The organism is Pseudomonas sp. BTN1 (assembly GCF_001907715.1).
Lineage (GTDB): Bacteria > Pseudomonadota > Gammaproteobacteria > Pseudomonadales > Pseudomonadaceae > Aquipseudomonas > Aquipseudomonas paracarnis.
In genome coordinates this window covers 61,988-82,390 of record NZ_MPBM01000045.1, presented here as the reverse complement: position 1 = coordinate 82,390, position 20,403 = coordinate 61,988, and the positions used below count along the sequence as shown (strand labels likewise).

Here is a 20,403-nt window from a genome sequence, read left to right as displayed (position 1 = left end):
GCCTGCCGCAGCAGGCGGGCCGTTTTCTTTCAGGGCCGGGTGATTGACGCCCGTATGGCTTGCGTCAGTTGTCGCAGCAGCGAGGCCAACTCCTCCTTTTCATCGTCGATGATTGCCTGGCGCCGGTCCAGGTAGGCGTCCGAGCGTCTGTCCAATTCCTCCCGATTAAGCCTTTCGATTTTGTGGCGCGTGGTGTCCCGAATGGCCGTGAATGGCTCTGGCAGGTGGCGCGTCATGAACTCGATCCAGAAGGGTTCGGTCATCAGCGCTTCGTACGCGGCGTCGGTGTTCTTGAGCGCTTGCAGCCGCTGGCGAGCGCGGGTGACGTCTGCGGCGCTGACCCAGCTGTCGACCGAGTACAGCATTTCCTCGCGACCTACCGGCAGGCTGAACTCCTGAGCCAGCGCTATGCGCAAGTAAAGCTTGATTTCAACGTCGTCCGGGTTTTTGTCAGCGGCACGCAGCGCCAGAATATGTTCCTCGGCGAATTGGTCCAGTTCACGCAGGAAGAATACGCTGATGCTCAGTTCCATCAGTTCGCGGCTGGCTTGCAGAGTGGCGGGTTGCACCTTGGCCTGGTGACGCCGGTGCGCGATTTCCATATCAATGAAGGTCAACAGCGCACCGTCGCCGCAGGTGCCTGCCAGGTAGGTGTTGAGGAAGATTTCATTGCGCAATTCAGTGGAGTCGCCCATGGCCTCCATCAGTTTCCAGACGCGTTTGGTCAATGCTGGGCGCAAATGCGTATTGCGATAGGCATAAGCGCTGGTCAAATCCCGGAACACCCGAAAGGCGTCATCGGGCCTGGGCTCTTCGATCTGCAGCAGTTGGTCCCAGAGGGTGCGGCGTTGTGCGTGTTCAGCCTGCGGTATGCCGCTCAACCAATCGGAACAATCTGCCGGGAGCAGTTGATGGACAATTCCGGGTAGTGGCCCACCGGCGGTGTTCCCGGTGCGCAGGCGGTATTCACCTATCAATGCCAGGGACTCGGCATTCAGCGGGTTGTCATGCAAATTGATATTGCGGCTGGAGCGGACCCTTCGATCGGATTGGAACAGCGTCGGCGGCAACGTCGTCAGTTGATTCTCCTGGAGCAGCAGTTGGGTCAGGAGAGGCCTGCTTTCAGCCCCGGCGGGCCATTGATCGAGCTGGGTGTTACGCAGGTTGAGGATTCGTAAACGCTCCATGGCGCTGACGTCCGGAGCCAGGCGCAACGGGTTGTCGTTCAGGTTCAACTCCTGCAACGCCGTCATTTGCCCCAAGCGTTGGCGAGCCTCCTCGGTCAAGGTGATGTTGTTGCCACCCAGGTTCAGAATTTGCAGCTGGCGCATCTGGGTGATTTCGACGGGCAGCTCGTTGAGCAGGCAATCGATATTCAGCGTACGCAGATTGGAAAAGCGACTCAGAAAGGCGTTGCCGGTGGGCGGGAAAGCATTGCCCGAGATGTTCAGGTATTCAATGTGTTCAAAGCCCCGTGTTCCCAGGATGAAGTCGGCGTCGGGCAGGTTGTTGTCATCCAGACGCAGGATCATACAGTGGGTATCGAACTGGCCGTGGATATGGCCGCGCCAGGTTTCCCGGCGCCAGGCCCGACGAATGTGCTGGGCCAGGTGGCGCCGCCGGCCCATGTTCAGCCCCAAGGGGTCGGTGGCAGAGTCGTCAATGGGCTGCGGGGTTTCTGCCCACCGGGTCAAACCGTAATCCAGGCTGGCGTATTCGACTCTGCGCCGTTCCAGTTCCAGCAGCAGGGCGGGTTGTGACAGGCCCAGTGAGTCGATCAGATCACCGGCGTGCATCGCATTGAGGCTGGGGTAGAGCGCCTGGACTTTGCTGATCAGGTCTGGCGACCGAAGGGGGCGGGCGGGCCACAGGTTTTGCAGCGAAAGCGGGTACACCACGAACGAGCTGTTTACCTGCATGGGCGGCTGCAGCCATGGCGGAATATGGGGCAGGTCGAGCAACCGTTTGATCGACACCCGCTGGTTGAGCGCCAGGTCGACGATACGCGCCTGCAGCGCCGTTAGGTCCAGCCGGTCAGCCACGCCCAAGGCCTCGCATTCGCGTGTCGACAGCAGCAGGATAATCGCGCTCAACAGGTCACAGGTACTGTCTGCCGGATCGTTGAGTGAACGGCCTTGTGCGTCGAGCGCACGGTAACGCCCACCCTCCCGGATAAGTGAGCGGCGATCGGTGCCGTTCAGATTACCGCCGCTCTCGAGCAGGCGCCCCGGGTCGCGTTCAGAGTGAACATCCAGGCGCAATTGTGCAGGCCAGCCCGGAAGGGTTTTGAGCAAGTGCAGGATGATGGAGTCGCTGTCGGGGTTCATCAGGGTGGTCAGGTACAGGCCTTCATACGCACGGTTGAGGCGCAGGTCGTTGGCGGTCAGCCGGGCTTGTTCGGCCAGGCGCAGGCCGACCTGATCCTTGTCCTGGAGCTGGCGCTGTTCTTTGAGTGTGGCCTGGCCGAGGATGGCCCTGACGGCACTGACGGGCAGATGGGGATGTTGAGCTTTCAGGCGCGTCTCCAGAAGTGTGCCGGGCTGTTCGCTTTGCGTGTAAAACTGCTCGAACAACTGGGCCCGTTCCTGGTAGGCGTACTCGGCGATTTTCTTTGCCAACTTGAACTGGCGTTCTTGCACGGTGCCTGGCAGTTCCCCCAGCAGCGCCTGGACCAGGGTGTCATTGAGTGCCGCATCGTGCAGCGGCGTCGGCCCTCGGGCGTCGGCTTCTGAAATCAAGATCTTCTCTATGGGGTTTTTGACCCTGGCCGGGTATTGCGCCAGTACTTGGCGTTGTCTGCCCACCACTTGCAACACATGGGTCTCAGGCCAGCCCGGCAGCAGGCTCAGCAACATCAATTGCAGGGTCGGGCGGGCGTTGTGGCGGGCTGACGCCGTGCGCATGGCCTCGATGAAGTGCAGGATTTGCCGCTCGATAGCCACCCGCTTACGGGTATCGGCAAGCAGCGGCGGTGGCGGCAGGCCGGCGCTGTGCACTTCACGCAGGGCCCGAGCCGGGGTATCGGTGATGGCGAGGATGCGTGCCGAGGTTGGCCGGTCGATGTGGAGCTCTTGCGGGCCCAGGCGATAGAGCAATGCATGGTCATCCCAGCTAAGCGGGTCTTCGCTGGCCAAGCGCCAGGCGCCGTGGCAATTGTGTTCGAGCCGTGGTGTATCGACGCCGACTTTCTGCGGATGCTTGAGCCGCCACTTGAGCACTTGTTGATCGAATGTGATCGGATACAGCGAGCCGTAGAGGGCAATCAACTGCTGGTCTCGCCATTGATAGATGCCCTCGGCATTCGCCTGCACGTGCGCCGGCAGCAGCACATTCTGTTCGTACTGCCCCAGAGAACCGTTGAGCAGGCTGACACCTTCGGGGCCGCGCCGTTCGCTCATCAGGTCGCCCAGGGTTTTGCGCAGGCCCTTGGCGTCGGTGTCGGCGGTCATGCCCAATTGGGTGCGTTCGTGAGGTTGCAGCACCGAGGCAATGGCCAGGTAAAAACTGTCGGTGGTGGGCGATACAGGAATGGTGCCGCCGTTGCGCATGTCATACGCCTCGTAGCGGCCTTCGCCGTAATGGCGCAGTTCAACCGTGGTGTCATCGGGCCCCGTCGAGACATAGGGCCGGGTGATGACGCCATCGACGACCTCGGTCACCACGAAAGCGCGGTTGAGCCGCGTGCGTAGCAGGCTGGATGCAAACTCCCGGGCCCACTGGTCGTTGTCTGGATTGAACGGGCGCGGATGGTACAGGCCGTCGATGGCGGCATCGAGACGCAACGCGATGCGGTGTTGTTCCAGCCCTTGATGGACTGTGGGTGGCAGGGTGGCGTCCTGTAAAAAGCGTGCTTGCTGCTCTGAGGTCAGTGGGTGTTGCTCAAGCAATTGTGCCAGGTTGGCTGGCGTGAGCGGGGGATAGCGTTCGTGCAGTTTTCGCAGCAATGGCGTGATCGCTACCAGCGGTTGAGCCACCCTGGTGGGTACAAGCGAACGGGCCGGATGGTCCGCAGGCATTTCGTGGCGGGCGTAACCGGCGAAACGAGTCATGGCGTTGAACAGGTCGGCACGTCGGGCCTGGGCCAGGGCGCTGATTTGCAGGCGCAAGCGGGCGATACGCTGGGTATTGTTGAGCAGCGGGCTGCCGGCCTTGCCCAATACGGAACCGGCGGGTTGCTGGCGCAGGATCAGCTCAAACAGTGCCTGCCTCGTCGTTTCGCTGTCAGCAGGATCATCAAGCCCCGCGTAGCGGCCATCGTCGCGCCGCTTGATATTGATGGCCGTGGTTGTCTGCTCACTGGCGCTGTAGGTTTCGCTCAGATTGCCTTGGCCGTCATACACATTGATTGCCGCGCCCGCCGGCCACTCCGGTAATTGAGTCAGCAGGCACAGCACGGCACCGTCGGCGTGGGGCGGCATGTGCCCGCGTCGATGAAAGGTGTGGATGAGTTGTTCGATCACACGGTCGGCCTGCAGTCGACGCACCCCTTCGGTAAGGTTGACCGGCGTCGGCTGGCCTGCCCAGATACCATCCAGGGTACTGCGGCTGGTGGCCGTGCTGCGCAGCAGGTTTTCCATGGACTCAATGGGCACGGCGGCAGCGCCATTGGGCAGCATGCGTTCGGCCAATTGCACGTTGGACAGGGTGTGTGCGTTTTGCAGGTCCAGCGTCCACGCGTCCAGGTGCGGGGCGAACACAATCGGTGGGGCAAAGCCGCCCTGGTGGTCGTTCTTGAGCACAAAGCGCATCAGGCGGTTGTCGTAGCCCACCTCCACCACGTGTTTTTGCTCGGCCGCTTGAAGCCACACGTACTGTTTGCCCCTGAGCGAATAGATCCCCTGGGCATTGGCTATCTGGCCGTTGAGCAGATGCTGGTCGAGGATCGCGTAAGGGCTGATGTCGGGTTTCCACAGCGCAGGGCTGCCATCGTTGCGCGTGACTTTGCGCGGGTTGCCCAGTTGCTGGAGCAACTGGTTCATGCGGCGACGATGTACTCGGCCGGCGGTAGAGATCAGCAGGCCGCTGATTGCCAGGTCGGCGACGTCACCTATCGCGGCGGCAAAGGTACTGGCCTCGCCCTTGAGCGCTTCGTTGACGCCCTGCGTGACGCTGTGGGCCAGGCTGCCGAATACCGCCACTTGCATGACCCGGTTCAAGCCGGTGACGCCGCCCGGTACAGGCGTCAGCAACAATTCCAGGACTTCGGCGGCAATCGCGGCGGCGCCATCGATGACGGCTTGCACGTCGCGGTCCGTACGGGTATTGGCCAATGTGGCCAGGTTGGACTGCAATTGTTGCACCATCGAGGCGGTCAAGGTGTCGACCACTGAAACGGGACGCGGGCTCTTGGGCACGGGTGTGAAGCGCAGGTCAGCCAGCGTGCGCTCGGGGAACAGGTAGTGCAGGCTGTCGTACAGAAAAGCGGCAGCGGCAGACAATCCCTCGGGGCGCTCTTGCGCGTACAGCAGGCGTTTGAACTCGTTGAGTTCGGCGATCGGCAACTGGCGAGAAAACCAGCCCAGGTCGTGTTTGCGATGGCTTTCTTTGAGTTGCGCCAGAAATTGGGCATGGGCGCTGCGTGCATCGGGATGGAAACGCAGCGCGCCACCGGGGCGGAAAGGGAAGTAGGAGACCACTCCAAGGCTGGCGACCGGAATCAGCAGCAGCGGTAATGGAACAGCGCTGGCGGGCGGCGTGAGGGTGACCTGCGGAAACGCACCTGACGGTTTGCTCAGCGCCAATTGCTCAATGTGCTGGACCGTTTCATCCTTGTCGATGGCCTCGATCAACGTGTTGTAAAGCCCAAGGGTCAGGCCAGAGCTGCGGCGATTGCGATAGGCCTCTAGGGCCTCGAAGCGCAGGCAGGCGCGTGCACTGGTGCGCAACAGGGCATGCAGGTTGCCGCCCGGGCGCAACTGCGCATTGAGGGTTGCTTGCAGCGCGCCGCCCAGGTCCAGCTCGCGGGTGATAGCGATAAACGACTCCACCGTCAGCGACTTGTCGTGGCTGCCGGACAGGTAGGAAGCGTCGACGAATGTGTGGCCGGAAGCCTGGCGCGTCTGGGTGGCGAAACTGAAGTTCAGGCACGCGGCTTCCCACAATGACATCGTCGACAGGTGCGGCCGGTATTTCCATTCGTCATACGCCCTGCGAAAGCGCTTGGGGTTCAGGCCGTTGACCGTGCTGGCACGGGGCTCCCACGGGAGGGGCGGCGAGACCGGTTCCAGATAGCGTGTGTGCAGGTAGATTTTTTCTGGATCCTGGCCGCCGACCTTCGCCCTCAGGCGTGCCAGGCCCTGCGCCTTGAAGGTGCTGATCAGGGTGTTGTTGGCGGCTTCCACCGCCATGAGTGCGCGATGTGCCTCGCGCTGCAGCTTCACATACTCACGTTGTTGGGTGGGCGTGAGGCTGGCCAGGGTTTGGGCGACGGTGTCGCGGATCATTGCCAGGGCTTGTTGCCGGTTCCAGGACTCGCTGTCTTGCAAGGTCCCGGATAAACCGTTGAGCAGTAACTGGGTGGGCATGGCGCCATTTCCTTTCACGGTGAGGTGGAAGGGCAATGGAACCATCCTGCTGATGGGCGCCGTGGCTAACTATGTAGCGATGCGGCGCGGGCGGCGGCGCGTTGGTTCAGTTGCTTGTTGACGTCCAGCCACCCCGCGAGTGCCGCCATCAGCGCCGCCCCTGCCAGGGCCGTGGTCAGTTTGATCGCCAGGGAGTCGCCGGCCATGGCATTGAGCATATCGGCCAACGGTGCCAACACCACCCCCAGGCAAAACACTTCCAGGGAATAACGCCCCATCCGCGCTAGTTGTCGGGCCAGCCACTGTTGCGTCCAGCCGACATCGGGAAGGAGTTTGACGGTGACGTAGGCCAAGGCCAGGAAGTGCAGCAGGCGCACGGGGGACAGGTCAGTCTTGCTGATGGGGTACAGCCATTCGCCAATCGCCCTCGGCATCCAGGCGTCGTGCACCTCGGGCCAGCGCCACGACAAGGTGATCACGCAGGTCACCAACACGTAGACCGCAGCGGCCACCAATAGCGGTTGGCGCAGCAGCGGGCGTGCATCGACCGGGCCTGGCGAACGCAAGGCCGACGCACCGCCGAGGATAAACAGGCATTGCCAGGTGACAGGGTTGAAGTACCACACGCCGCCGTTGCTGGCCGGCAGGTTCCAGCCTTGCCAAGGCGCCAGCAGATACACCGCTAACGATATCGCCACCATCAGCGTGGGCGCTCGCACCAGCAGCGGCAGGGTAATGGGCAGGCTCATCATCAGCACGATATACAGCGGCAATGGGTCGGTCAGGTTGGGTTTGAAGCGCAGCAACAGCTCATCGAGCAGGGCCTGCTGGGTGTGAGTGAGGAAATACTCGAGGCCCATCTCCTGCACCAGATCGCGGGTTTCGATATGGCTGTTGGCAAAAATCACGATGCCCATCAACAACGCCAACAGGAAAATATGCACCACGTAAAGCGTCCATACCCGGCGCAGGATCTTCACGCAGGCAAACACGTAGCCGTCGCGCAGCAGGATCCTGCCGTAGGCCAGCACCGCCGCGTAGCCGGCCAGGAACACGAAGATTTCGGCGGCGTCACTGAAGCCGAGGTTCTGCACGGTGACATTGGCCAGGGGGTTGTGAGGCACGTGATCCCAGAAAATGAAGATCAACGCCAGGCCCCGAAAAAAATCGATGCGCGGGTCGCGTCCGTTCAGCATGGCAGCGGGCTCTTGAACAAGTAGTTGATTGACGATAGGTGAGCGTGGACGTCGCCGCACGTCGGGCGGGCGCAGGTTGGCGGTATTTGTAAGCAATTGCAAAGGCTGGGTATTACTGAATGTCTCTAGAGATCAATGATCACCAGGGTGCCCTGGCTGCCTATGAGCACACCGTGGGCAGTGCCGGCTTCCACGAGGTACATCTGGCCGGCGTCCACCCTGATGGCTTGATCACCGATGCGCAGGTGCAAGTACCCGCTGATCACCAACAACCCTTCGTTGTAGTCGTGGGTCTCTTGCTCGTACGCCTGTTCATCCATGCGCAGTACTTTGATCCGCGCCGGGCCAACCTGGCCCAGACGTGTGGATGTCCAACTGTCGGGCAGTTGCGCGGCGATAGCGACGAAGTCCAATAACGGCATGTGAATCTCCTTGTTTCAACGATGCCGTCGGTGGTCCGGTTCAGCAGGCGGTGGGTCAGAAAGCGTCCATCAACAAGACCCGGCATGGCTTGGCTTGATGCTCATTGATCTGGGGCACCAACCGGGTGAAGTGCTCGGTCTGGCAGTGCGCATCCAGCGCCGCCTGATCGGGCCATTGCTCGATAAAAATGAAGTGCCCGGGGTCTTTTTGATCGACAAACAAGTCGTAGGCAATGCACAGCGGTTCCTGGCGGGTTTTTTCCACCAGTTCGGCGTACCAGGGGCGCACGGTTTCCAGGTGTTCGGGCTTGATAAAGTCTTCGGCGATGACTTTCAACATGCTAGGTGTCCTTTAGGCGGCAGCAATTTCATGCGGCTCAAAACTGTCCGCCCGCGCCATCTGCCACATCCGCGAATAAAACTCGCCGTTCACTTCCCCGGTGAGCAACTCCCCAGGCTTCAGGAATACATGCAACTGCGAAAACAGTTTGATCTCGGTCGCCGACATGCGTCGCACCAAGTGCTTGGCCGACAACTGCGACGGGTGATCGAGCCCGGCGGCGGCGAGCATTTCGGCCAAAGCGTGCAGCGTGTTGCGGTGGAAGTTGAATACCCGCTGGGCCTTGTCCGGCACCACCAGAGCACGTTGACGCAGTGGGTCTTGCGTCGCCACGCCGGTCGGGCATTTGTTGGTGTGGCATGACTGCGACTGGATGCAGCCAATGGCGAACATGAAACCACGCGCCGAGTTGGCCCAGTCGGCGCCGATGGCCAGGACGCTGGCGATGTCGAACGCACTGACAATCTTGCCGCTGGCACCCAGCTTGATCTTGTCGCGCAGGTTCAGGCCCACCAGGGTGTTGTGCACGAACAGCAAGCCTTCACGCAGTGGCACGCCAATATGGTCGGTGAACTCCACGGGGGCGGCGCCGGTGCCCCCTTCCTTGCCGTCCACCACGATAAAATCCGGAAGGATGCCGGTTTCGAGCATTGCCTTGGCGATGCCCATGAATTCCCACGGGTGGCCCAGGCAGAACTTGAAGCCCACCGGTTTGCCGCCGGACAGTTCGCGCAATTGGGCGATGAATTGCATCAGCTCGATGGGCGTGGAGAACGCACTGTGGCGTGACGGTGATATGCAGTCTTCGCCCATCATGATGCCGCGCGTATCGGCGATTTCCTGGGTGACCTTGTGCTTGGGAAGGATCCCGCCATGGCCGGGCTTGGCACCTTGGCTCATCTTGATTTCGATCATGCGCACTTGCGGGTTCTGGGCCTGCACGGCGAAGCGTTCGGGGTCGAAACGGCCGTCGCTGGTGCGGCAACCGAAGTAACCGCTGCCCAGTTCCCAGGTAAGGTCGCCGCCGTTTTCTCGGTGATAGGGGCTGATGCTGCCTTCGCCGGTGTCATGGGCAAAGTTGCCGAGCTTGGCGCCGTGGTTGAGTGCCCGGATCGCGTTGGCGCTCAATGAGCCGAAACTCATGGCCGAGATATTGAACACCGACGCCGAGTATGGCTGTGCACACTGCGGGCCGCCGACCATCACGCGAAAGCTGCTGGGGTCGCTCAGTGGCGCAGGGCGCATGGAGTGGCCGATAAATTCGAAGCCTGACTGGTACACGTCAATCAGGGTGCCGAAGGGTTTGTCTGCCGTTTCGTTCTTGGCGCGCGAATACACCAGCGAGCGCTGGGCGCGGGAGAAGGGCAGGGCGTCGCTGTCTGACTCCAGCAGGTACTGGCGGATTTCCGGGCGGATGGTTTCTACAAGGTAACGAATATTGCCCAGGATCGGATAGTTGCGGCGCACCGCATGGGGGCTTTGCAGCAGGTCGACAATGCCGATCAGGCTGAGTACGCCGGTGACCAGCGTGATCGGCCACAGCCATTCATGTTCGATAAAGGGGAGGCTGGCGAGGGTGAAAATGACGCACACAGCAAAGAAGGCGTAGCGGCTTAACAAGGACAGGCTCATACGGTTTCCTTGGGGTCGGACTCTTCAGGTCGATCCGCCATTCTGCGCCTGTCAGGAAACCATAGACAACCTGTGGGAATATTCAGTTTGGCAACGCGGGTGGGACAGACTGGCCTGGGATAGACACCTGTCGGCGCTTGATTCGGTTCTACCCTTGTCAGCATTGATAGTTTCGGGCCGCTCTCAGCATCGTCTTACTAGACGCAACAAGCCTAACCTTATTGCAAAAGGTTCTCGTTTGGGTGCTTGATGTTGTGTTACTGTATAACAAATCAACCGCACCCAGACGCCCCGGAGGCCTCATGAAAGCTGGTATCCACCCCGACTACCGCACCGTGCTGTTCCACGACACTGCCGCCGACGTGTTCTTCCTCATCGGTTCCACCGCCGACAGTGATCGCACCCATAAGCACAGCGACGGCAACACCTATCCCTACATCCCGCTGGACGTCTCCAGCGCCTCGCACCCGGTCTACACCGGTCAGCAGCGCAAGACCCAGGCCGAAGGCCGGATTGCCGGGTTCAACAAGCGTTTTGCATCGTTTGGGTCGAGCCCGAAAAAAGCTGACGCATGAGCATGATTCGGCGGCGTGCCCTACGCCGCCGTCTGCCGAATCGGCAGTACTACCCGAAACTTCGTACCCTTGCCTACCTCACTGCTGACGCTGATATCGCCACGGTGTTTCTTGACGATCCCGTAGGACAACGACAACCCCAACCCCGTCCCTTCGCCCACCGGCTTGGTGGTGAAGAACGGGTCGAAAATCTTCTGCACGGTGTCGGGGGCAATCCCACAGCCGTTGTCTGCGACTTCCAGCCACACGTTTTCGCCTTCCACTCCGTTGCTGATGGTAATGGTGCCGCGCTCAGGGCCCATGGCTTGTGCGGCGTTGATCACCAGGTTCATCACCACCTGGTTGAGTTGGGAGGCCAGGCATTCGATTTCCGGCAGCGGCGTGTAGTGCTTGATCACATCGGCCTTGTACTTGAGTTCGCTGGCGACGATGTTCAGCGTCGAATCGATGCCTTGCTGCAGGTTGGCGAATTGCCAGGTCTGGTCGTTATCCACCCGTGAGAAGTTCTTCAGGTCCTTGACGATCTGCACCACACGGCCGATGCCGTCCTTGGATTCGCGGATCAGGATCGGAATGTCGTCCTTGAGAAAATCCAGGTCCAGCTCGTTGCGCAATGCCGTGAGCGGTTCGCGATGTTCTGGCGCCCCGATGTGCGCTTCGCTGCGCTGGTAGGCATCGAGCATCTGTTGCAGCTGCTTGAAGTAGCTGTCGAGGGTGCTGAGGTTGGAGGAAATAAAGCCCACCGGGTTGTTGATCTCATGGGCGACACCGGCCGCGAGTTGCCCCAGTGAGGCGAGTTTTTCCGACTGCACCAGTTGGCTTTCCAGGAGCTTGCGCTCTTCAATTTCCAGTTGCAGCGCTTGGGTGCGTTCTTCCACCAACCGCTCCAGCTGCGAGGTTTGCAGGGAGGCGCGGCGCGCCATGTCCCATTTGTTGGCCAGGGTGTTGGCCATTTGCTGGACTTCAATGTTGTCGAACGGCTTTTTCAGGATCAGCAGGCGGTCGTGGGCGTGCAGGCGAAACAACAGGTCATCCCAGGAATAGTCCGAGTAGGCGGTACACACCACCACTTGCAGGTCGGGGGCGACTTTCCACAGTTCTTCAATGGTCTTGGCGCCGTCCCAACCCTGGGGCATCCGCATGTCAACGAAGGCCAACGCATAGGGGCGCTCTTGCGCCATGGCGCTGGTCAGCAAGCCCAGGCCTTCCTCGCCGCCATACGCGCCGTGCAGTTCGAATGCCTGGGCTTGGGGTTTGGCCGCGTCGCCAAACAGTGCCGACTCCATCTCATCCAGCGCTTCGGTTGAGGCTTCGTCGGGCATCAGGATCTTGCGAAAATCCTCATGGATGGACGGTGTGTCATCGATCAGCAGGATGCGCCGGTTGGGAGGTTGGTTCATGAGCTGCTTCCGGCAAGGGTCAGGGGGATGGTCAAGGTGAAGACAGCGCCAAGGCCCGGCCCGTCGCTGTGGGCGCTGAGCTGGCCGTTCATTTCCACGGCGGCCAGGGCGCAGCTGTGCAGGCCGAAGCCGTGGCCTTCCTTGCGGGTGGTAAAACCGTGGGTGAAGATGCGTGCCATGTTCTCGGGCGGTATGCCTTCGCCATCGTCCTTCACACTGATCTTCAGGGTCTCATCGCCTACCGATTCCACCGCCAGGGTGATTTGCCGTGGCCGCTCAGACAGTTTGTCCATGGCGTATTTGGCATTGCTGATCAGGTTGACCATGATCAGCAGTAACCGGTGCTTGTCCGCCAGGATCTCCGGCACCGGGGCGTACGCCTTCACAACAGTGACATGGTGACGGCTCAGCGCGCCGGCGTTCATGCGCAGGGCGTCGTCCATCAAGGCGCTGATATTGACCGGCTCCAGCAAGGTAGACGCACCCGCATAGGATTGCTGGGTCGAGACGATGTCCTTGATGTGGTCCACGCTTTTGCTCAACTGCGCCAGCTCATCGCTCATGCCTTGCTGTTCGATGGCAATCGCTTCGACCAACTGGTTCAGATAGCCCGGCAGCAACTTGCCCTTTTCATTCTCGGTAAGGAAGGTGCCCAGGTCGCCTTGGTGAGCGTTGATCAGCTGCATGGCCTTGCCCAGGCCGAGGGCCTTGCTGCTGCGCAACTTGCGGCTGACCAGGTCGGCGGAGATGTTCACACTGTTGAGCACGTTACCGACGTTGTGCAGCACGTTGGTGGCGATCTCCGCCATGCCGGCCTGGCGGGCGCTGTCCATCAGCTCGCTCTGGGCATCCTTGAGCTGTTGCGTGCGCCGTTCCACCCGTTGCTCCAGGGTTTCGTTGGCGGCCTGCAACGCGCGGTTGACGCGGTTGATCTCGGCGAAGCTGCGCAACAGGCGCACCGCCAGATAAAGCAGTAACACCACCAGCAAGGTCGAGAAGATCAGCAGGTAGCGATGGTACTGATGATCGATGAGGTCAGTGGCCTGCTGGTCCTGATTGAGGTGAGTGGTCAGGTCATCGAGGTGTTCGGCCACCGGTACGGCGGCAATCCGTTCGAGCAGGCTGTTGACCAGTGGCTGTTCGCGCAGGATCAGCGAAATATGATTGCTGAGAATCTCCACCGGTGCCTGGAACTCGCTGGGCAGGCTCTGTTGGTTGATGGCCAGCTTGCCCAGACCCACCAGGATATCGGCGGCACGTTCGTCGCTGGTGACCTGGGCGAACTCCAGGCTGCTGAGCAGCAGGTCGTAAGTGTCGGTGGCCACGCTTTGCAGTTGCAGGCGGCCTTCGTCGGTCATGCTGTTGAATTGGGCCTGGATGTCGTCTTCGGCCGTCGGCAAAAAAGCCAATGAGTTACGCAGCACTGCGTTGTGGGATTTGAACTGGTCGACGAGCCGGGCTTTTTCCTCGATGGCCGTCAGGTACGCCGCATGGCTGGCTTGCCAACCGGGCAGGTCGGCAGCGCTGTGGTAGGTGTCGCGGCTCTCCAGTTCAGCGCCGATGCGGGTCATTTCGGTCAGCGGTGTGACCAGTGGGTCGTAGTTGTGGGTGATCGCGATGCGGGCCTTGAGTACTTCGCTGTCCCACTGGGCATTGAGCTGCTGGAGTTGGCGGATCAAGTCGCGCGACTGGGTATAAGTGGCTGTCTGGTCGCGTGAAGACTTGAGGTACAAAAACACCAGGGTGGAGGCCAGGAGCAGGGTGATGAGGCCTAGCAGGATCTGACTGGTGCGTCGGCGTGACAAGGGTCTCATAACGGCTTGCCCGCCCATTCACCGGTCAGGGTCTTGAGAAACTGGATAATCAGGTCCTTGTCTTCCTGGGACGGGTTGCGCCCCAACTGGTACTTGAACATTACGTCAACCGCCTCTTCAAGGGTCTTGGCCGAGGCGTCGTGGAAGTACGGCGCCGTGACGGCCACATTGCGCAGGCTGGGCACCTTGAACACATGGCGGTCCTCTTCATCCTGGGTCAGCAGGTAGCGCCCCAGGTCTGATTCCAGCGGGTTGCCGCGGGCCTTGAAGTAGTCGCCCATCACGCCGAACTTCTGGAACATATTGCCGCCAATGTTCACGCCCTGGTGACAGGCGATGCAGCCGTAATCCTTGAAGCGTTGGTAGCCGTATTTTTCCTGGCGGGTCAGGATATCGGTGTTGCCCAGCAAGTATTGGTCAAACCGCGAGTTGGGTGTCAGCAGCGTGCGCTCGTAGGTGGCCAGGGCATTTTGCACATTGGAAGCGGTGACGCCATCGGGATAGGCCTGTTCGAACGCGTTCTGGTAGGCGGGCAGGGCAGACAGGTTGCGCACCACGGTATTCCAGTTGCTGCCCATTTCCACCCGGCTGATCACCACCTGCTCGACCTGGGCCTCCAGCGTGTCCACCCGACCGTTCCAGAACTGTTTGAAGTTCAGGCTGGCGTTGAACACGGACGGGGTGTTGATCTGCACCGGTTTGCCGTCAAAGCCAATGGAGAATGGCTTGTTGTCGGCGCCGCCGCTGGTCAGTTGGTGACAGCTCGCGCAGGACAAGGTGTTGTTGACCGACAAACGCGGCTCGTTGAACAGTTGGCGACCCAATTCAACCTTGGCCGGGTCCAGTACTGGAACCGCCGGCAAGGGCTTGAGTGCTTCGTCCAGCGGCGCGGCTGACAGCGATGCGGTGCCCAGGCATAACGCGAACATCAGGCCGGAACGGTGGTTTACGACATTGCTCAAGCGAGCACTCCTTGCAGGCCCAGGGCTAATGATTTTATTGATCCGGCATCAGTGTCGCGCTATCCGTTTGCAGCAACTGCACGAAATCTTTCGAAGGCAGCGCCTTGCTGAACAGAAAACCCTGGCCCTCCTCACACTGCTGGGCTTTGAGGAAATTCAGTTGGTCGACGGTTTCCACGCCTTCGGCAATGATGTTCAGTTCCAGGCTCTTGCCCATGCCGATGATAGCGCTGATCAGTTGTTCGTCCTGGCTATTGATGCGCAGGCCGCGCACGAAGGATTGATCGATCTTCAGCACGTCGATGGGAAAGCGCCGCAGGTAGCTGAGGCTGGAGTAGCCAGTGCCGAAATCGTCCAGGGCCAGGCGGATGCCCATGGCCTTGATTTTTTGCAGGGTTTCCACGGTTTCGTCGACGTTCTGCATCAGCACGCTTTCGGTGATTTCCAGTTCCAGTTGGGTGGGCGGCAGGCCGGTGTCCTTGAGGATGGCGGCCAGGTTGTCGACGAAGTCCCGTTGGCGAAAGTCGATCGCCGAGATGTTCACCGACATGCGCAGGGGCGCCAGGCCCATCTCGCGCCAGGCTTGGGCCTGTCTACAGGCTTGGCGCAGTACCCACTGAGTCAGGCGTACGATCAGGCCGCTGTCTTCGGCGACCGGAATAAACTCCGCCGGGCTGACCCAACCCGACTGCGGTCGAAACCAGCGTGTCAGCGCTTCCGCACCGACGATGCGCCCGGTCTCCAGCGCCAGCTTGGGCTGGTAATGCAGCACAAACTCATCGCGGTCCAGCGCCTGGCGGATCGCGCTTTCCAGGTTTTGCTGGTGCTGGGCGCGCAGGTTCATGTCTTCGGTGTAAAAGCTGAAATCCCCCGGGCCGCGTTCTTTGCTGGTGCGCATCGCGGTTTCAGCGTGCTTGAGCAAACCCACGGCATTGTCGCTGTCATCGGGGTAAATACTGATGCCCAGGCTGGCGCTCACACTCAGGTCATGCCCCGCGACATGGCGAGTCGCGCTGACAGCATTGAGTACCTTTTGCGCAATGTGCTGGGTTTGCTGGGGATGCTGGATATCGTTAAGCAGCACCACGAACTCGTCAGAGCCATAACGAAACACCGAATCCGACGCCCGCACCGCCGCCACCAGGCTCAGGCTCACCTGTGCCAGCACCTCGTCGCCTGCCGGATAGCCCAGGGCGTTGTTGATGCGCTTGAAGCGGTCGAGCCCCAGAAACATCACCGCCAGTTGCGTGTCGTGCCTGCGGGCCAAGGCGATCGCCTGGGTCAGGCGGTCGCCCAGCAACGTGCTGTTGGGCAACTCCGTCAGGGCGTCGTATTGCAATAAGTGCGAGACCTTGAGCAGCTCCTGCACGCGTTCCTCGATGGTGCGCTCCAGGCTGATCACCTTGAGGGCCGCGTCCTGGGCCAGTTGCCATTTCCAGGTCAGGGCGCTGGCCATCTGGCGGATTTCCAGGTGGTCGAAGGGCTTTTTCAGGATCAGCAGTTGGTCGTTGTACTTCAGGCGCGCTTCGATGGCCTCGAAGGAATAGTCGGAATAGGCCGTGCAGAGCGCGATTTGCAGGTTGGGGTCCACCTCCCACAACTGTTCGATGGTGTGCAGGCCGTCCCAGCCAGGGGGCATGCGCATGTCGATAAACACCATGGCGTAGGGCGAGTGGGCGTCCAGGGCTTTCTTGACCAGCGCCAAGGCTTCCTGGCCCTGATAGGCCGAGTCCAGGTCAAACGCCTGGCGCACCGGCACCGTGGTGCCGAACAGGGCGGACTCCAGAGTGTCGAGGGAGGGCTCGCCGTACTCGTCGGCACAAAGGATCTTGCGGAAATCCTGGTGGATCGAAGCCGTGTCATCCACGATCAGGATGCGCCGGTTGGCCCGGCCCGATTCCGTCCTCATGGCGCACTCGGCACGTGCAAAAGGCTTGATGGCATGACAATTCCTTCCCTGGTTCTACAACTGAACGGGGCGCGAGCATGCAGTGCAGCATAGTTGAGTTCCCTTGATATCGACGGCCAGTTGGCGTCAAATCAATCGCGCTTTGTATTGCGCGGATTCAATTTAGCCTAACTTCGTTTAATTTGAAGGCAGAGTCGCCATGGATGAACAACTCGCTACGAAGTCCGTTGTTTTGCTGGTCGACGATGAAGAGTCGATCCTTAACAGCCTGCGCCGCCTGCTGCGCGGCCAGCCCTATGACGTGGTATTGGCCACCAGCGGCGCCCAGGCGCTGGAGATCATGGCGACCCGGCCTATCGATCTGGTGATGAGCGATGCGCGCATGCCCGGCATGGACGGCGCCACGCTGCTGGCCGAGGTCCACCGCCTGTATCCCGCCACCAGCCGCATCCTGCTCACCGGCTACGCCGACCTGACCACCATCATCAAGGCGATCAACGACGGGCAGATCCACCGCTACATCAGCAAACCCTGGAACGACGAGGAGTTGCAACTGGTGTTGCAGCAAACCCTCGAGCACCAACGGCTTGAACGCCTGGCCCGAGACCAGACCGAACAGCTCAAGCTGCTCAACGCCACCCTGGAAAAACGTGTGGCGGCGCGTACCGCCGAGTTGCAACAAACCGCCGACATGCTCGACCTGGCCTACGACGAGCTCAAGCGCAGCTACGTGACCGGCACCGAAGTGTTCTCGCTGCTGGCCAACCTGCGCTTGCCCAAGGACAAACAGACCAACCGTGCGTTGATCGAGTTGATCCGCGTGTATTGCGCCGCCCAGTCCATGGACGAATCCAGCACCCGTGACCTGACCATGGCCGCCGCGTTGTACAACATCGGCAAGTTGAGCTGGACCGACAGCATGATGGTTGCACCGTCGGACAAACTGCATAGCACCGACCGCGGTTTGTACCGTGAGTATCCGGGGCAGAGCGAGTCGTTGCTGATGACCCTGGAGCCGATGAAGGACGCGGCGCGGATCATTCGTCATCACCAGGAACGTTGGGACGGCACGGGGTTTCCCGACCACCTCAAGGGCGATACCATCCCGCCCGGTTCACGGCTGCTGAAGCTGGCGGTGGACTTTATCGAATTGCAGAAAGGCTTGATCCTGGAGCGACACCTCAACAGCGACGAAGCGCTGTTGTATATCCGCAAGTACGCCGGGCGCCTGTATGACCCGGCGTTGGTGGAAGATTTTGTGCAGGCCTGCGCCACCTTCCTCAGCGACGTGACCCTGGGCGACCCCACGGTCAAAGTCCTCACGACCCGTGAGCTTGAGGCCGGCATGGTGTTGGCCCGTAACCTCAATGCCGATAACGGCATGCTGCTGCTCAATGCTGGCAAGGTGCTTAACTTGCCGCTGGTGGACAAATTGATCGCTTTCGAAGCGATGGAAGGCGCCAAGTACAGCGTATTTATCAAACAGCCCGAAGAGACCTCGATTCTTTCATGAATGATTCAACCATCCGCATCGCCGCCGCCATCCTCATTGATCAAGCCGGCCAGACCCTGCTGGTGCGCAAGCGCGGCACCCAGGCGTTCATGCAACCTGGCGGCAAGATCGACGCGGGCGAACAACCCGTCCAGGCGCTGGCCCGTGAGCTTTATGAAGAGTTGAACCTGCACATCAAGGTAGAGGACGCCACGTACCTGGGCCAATTCTCGGCGCCTGCCGCCAACGAACCGGGCTTCACCGTGCAGGCCGAGCTGTTCCAGGTGCAGATCGACGTTGCGGTGATGCCAGCGGCGGAAATTGAAGAAATCCGCTGGATCGACCCCTCGGGCGATGGCGGCCTGCAATTGGCGCCGTTGACCCGCGATACGATCCTGCCGCTCTACCGCGCGTTGCTGATCGACGCATGATCATTCGCGCGCTGGAGGCTAAAGACGCGCCTGCTTACCGGGCGTTGATGCTACAGGCGTATGGCGCTTATCCCCAGGCGTTCACCTCCAGCGTGGCCGAGCGTGCTCTGATGCCCCTGAACTGGTGGGAAAAACGCCTCGACAGCCCGCTGGACCGTCTGTTTGGCGCCTTCGACGGCGATCAGTTGGCGGGTATTGTCGGCCTTGCGTTCGAGCCACGGGAAAAGGCCCGGCACAAAGTGACCTTGTTCGGCATGTACGTGACCGAGGCTTATCAACAGCAGGGGCTGGGGCGGCAACTGGTGCAAGCGGCACTGGAAGAGGCCCGCCGCCACCCGCGCCTGAAGCTGATCCAACTGACGGTCACCGCCGGCAATGACGCCGCCTTTGCGCTCTACCAGCGCTGCGGTTTCATTCAGTACGGCCTGGAGCCACTGGCGGTGCGGGTAGGCGTCGAATACTTCGACAAGATCCACATGTGGCGTGAATTGCACGTTGACTGAAATTCACTGTGGGAGCTGGCTTGCCTGCATCGCTGGCAAGCCCTGATCCCGGTCAGTTAAGCGAACGCAATACTCAAAGCAACGAAGATCAAAATGTGTGCGGGCTTGCTCGCGAAAGCGCGATACCAGTCACTGGATACGTTGACTGACCCACCGCATTCGCGAGCAAGCCCACAGGGGGGGCTGCGTTTAACTGACCAGCATTACTCACACAAGGCCACACACTTGAAGCCCGCTCAACGCACCGCGCTGACGCCATCCAAGGTGGAAAACGAGGTGTCCTTGGCCGTCAGCAAAAAGTCGCGCATGTAAGGCGCATCGAGCATGTCGGCACGAATGCCCGCATACAAGGTGGCGAACAAACCCTTCTCACCCAAACGCTTGGCCTTCACATACCCGCGCGAGCTGTATTCATGCAGCGCCCAGTGGGGCATGCCGCACACCCCACGGCCGCTGGCCACCAGTTGCATCATCATCACCGTCAGCTCCGAAGTCCGTACCTGGGCCGGTTCAACGTCGGCCGGTTCCAGGAAGCGTGTGAAGATGTCCAGGCGGTCACGTTCCACCGGGTAGGTGATCAGGGTTTCTGTCAGCAGGTCTTCCGGCACGATGTAGGACTTGTTCGCCAACGCGTGCTGGTTGGCCACCGCCAGCATGGCTTCGTAAGTGAACAGCGGCACGTAGGTGATGCCCGGCAGTTCCAGCGGGTCGGAGGTCACCACCAGGTCCAGGTCGCCACGGGCCAGGGCCGGCAGCGGCGCGAAGGCAAAGCCCGAGGCCAGGTCCAGCTCGACTTCCGGCCAGGCATCGCGGAACTGGTCGATGGTCGGCATCAGCCACTGGAAACAACTGTGGCATTCGATCGCCATGTGCAAGCGCCCGGCGGTGCCGCCGGCCAGCCGCGCAATATCGCGCTCGGCGCCGCGCAGCAAGGGCAGGGTGGCGTCGGCCAATTGCAGCAGGCGCAGGCCGGCACTGGTGAAGCGCACAGGCTTGGTCTTGCGCGCGAACAACTGCATGCCCAGGCGCTCTTCCAGCTCCTTGAACTGGTGGGACAGGGCGGACTGGGTCAGGTGCAGGCGTTCGGCGGCCTCGACCAGGCTGTCAGCTTCGCGCAAGGCGTGAAGCGTCTTGAGGTGGCGAATTTCGAGCATGGCGGCCTTCATGAGTGCAATTTGCGTTCAATGATAATGCATTGAGCTT

At 60.8% G+C, this 20,403-nt stretch carries 14 protein-coding genes; 4 read left to right on the top strand and 10 right to left on the bottom strand.

What is annotated here, in order from left to right; all coding sequences use genetic code 11:
• Positions 1-29: 29 nt before the first annotated feature.
• From BMH52_RS22460 to BMH52_RS22440, 5 genes are all read right to left on the bottom strand, one after another.
• Complete coding sequence (locus BMH52_RS22460) at positions 30-6,524, bottom strand: NEL-type E3 ubiquitin ligase domain-containing protein (protein WP_073845087.1); 6,495 nt, start codon at positions 6,522-6,524, stop codon at positions 30-32.
• 65 nt (positions 6,525-6,589) lie between these two features.
• Positions 6,590-7,720, bottom strand: coding sequence for an OpgC family protein (locus BMH52_RS22455; protein WP_073845085.1), 1,131 nt, complete (start codon positions 7,718-7,720; stop codon positions 6,590-6,592).
• A gap of 125 nt (positions 7,721-7,845) precedes the next feature.
• Positions 7,846-8,142, bottom strand: coding sequence for a cupin domain-containing protein (locus BMH52_RS22450; RefSeq protein WP_073845083.1), 297 nt, complete (start codon positions 8,140-8,142; stop codon positions 7,846-7,848).
• Positions 8,143-8,197: 55 nt separating this feature from the next.
• Entirely contained in the window at positions 8,198-8,482 is a 285-nt protein-coding gene (locus tag BMH52_RS22445) for a putative quinol monooxygenase (RefSeq protein WP_073845081.1), read from the bottom strand.
• 12 nt (positions 8,483-8,494) lie between these two features.
• Positions 8,495-10,114 (bottom strand): FMN-binding glutamate synthase family protein, encoded by a 1,620-nt coding sequence (locus BMH52_RS22440; protein ID WP_020301187.1) that lies wholly within the window; start codon positions 10,112-10,114, stop codon positions 8,495-8,497.
• Between the two features lie 302 nt (positions 10,115-10,416).
• On the opposite strand from BMH52_RS22440, the gene BMH52_RS22435 reads away from it, so the two are divergent.
• Complete coding sequence (locus tag BMH52_RS22435; protein ID WP_014717108.1) at positions 10,417-10,689, top strand: type B 50S ribosomal protein L31; 273 nt, start codon at positions 10,417-10,419, stop codon at positions 10,687-10,689.
• Positions 10,690-10,709: 20 nt separating this feature from the next.
• Here BMH52_RS22435 and BMH52_RS22430 read toward each other — a convergent pair whose 3' ends face one another.
• The 4 genes from BMH52_RS22430 to BMH52_RS22415 form a co-directional block, all read right to left on the bottom strand.
• Positions 10,710-12,089: an ATP-binding protein gene (locus BMH52_RS22430; RefSeq protein ID WP_073845079.1), complete on the bottom strand. Its 1,380-nt coding sequence runs from the start codon at positions 12,087-12,089 to the stop codon at positions 10,710-10,712.
• Entirely contained in the window at positions 12,086-13,903 is a 1,818-nt protein-coding gene (locus BMH52_RS22425; RefSeq protein WP_073845077.1) for a DAHL domain-containing protein, read from the bottom strand. Before BMH52_RS22425 ends, BMH52_RS22430 begins: the two co-directional genes overlap by 4 nt.
• A complete protein-coding gene (locus BMH52_RS22420) occupies positions 13,900-14,832 on the bottom strand; it encodes a cytochrome-c peroxidase (protein WP_371915698.1) in 933 nt (310 codons plus the stop codon). The genes BMH52_RS22425 and BMH52_RS22420 overlap by 4 nt, the downstream gene beginning before the upstream one ends.
• A 67-nt stretch (positions 14,833-14,899) precedes the next feature.
• Complete coding sequence (locus BMH52_RS22415; RefSeq protein ID WP_073845073.1) at positions 14,900-16,774, bottom strand: bifunctional diguanylate cyclase/phosphodiesterase; 1,875 nt, start codon at positions 16,772-16,774, stop codon at positions 14,900-14,902.
• A gap of 199 nt (positions 16,775-16,973) precedes the next feature.
• Here BMH52_RS22415 and BMH52_RS22410 point away from each other — a divergent pair, with 199 nt between their 5' ends.
• From BMH52_RS22410 to BMH52_RS22400, 3 genes are read left to right on the top strand one after another with little or no spacing between them, the layout of a single operon-like run.
• Positions 16,974-18,287 (top strand): HD domain-containing phosphohydrolase, encoded by a 1,314-nt coding sequence (locus BMH52_RS22410; protein WP_014717113.1) that lies wholly within the window; start codon positions 16,974-16,976, stop codon positions 18,285-18,287.
• Entirely contained in the window at positions 18,284-18,697 is a 414-nt protein-coding gene (locus BMH52_RS22405; protein WP_073845071.1) for an NUDIX domain-containing protein, read from the top strand. Before BMH52_RS22410 ends, BMH52_RS22405 begins: the two co-directional genes overlap by 4 nt.
• Positions 18,694-19,200: a GNAT family N-acetyltransferase gene (locus tag BMH52_RS22400; protein ID WP_014717115.1), complete on the top strand. Its 507-nt coding sequence runs from the start codon at positions 18,694-18,696 to the stop codon at positions 19,198-19,200. Before BMH52_RS22405 ends, BMH52_RS22400 begins: the two co-directional genes overlap by 4 nt.
• A 236-nt stretch (positions 19,201-19,436) precedes the next feature.
• Here BMH52_RS22400 and metR read toward each other — a convergent pair whose 3' ends face one another.
• The gene (metR, locus tag BMH52_RS22395) at positions 19,437-20,354 is read right to left on the bottom strand and encodes a transcriptional regulator MetR (RefSeq protein ID WP_058410480.1); all 918 of its coding nucleotides are present in this window, start codon (positions 20,352-20,354) and stop codon (positions 19,437-19,439) included.
• Between the last annotated feature and the right edge of the window lie 49 nt (positions 20,355-20,403).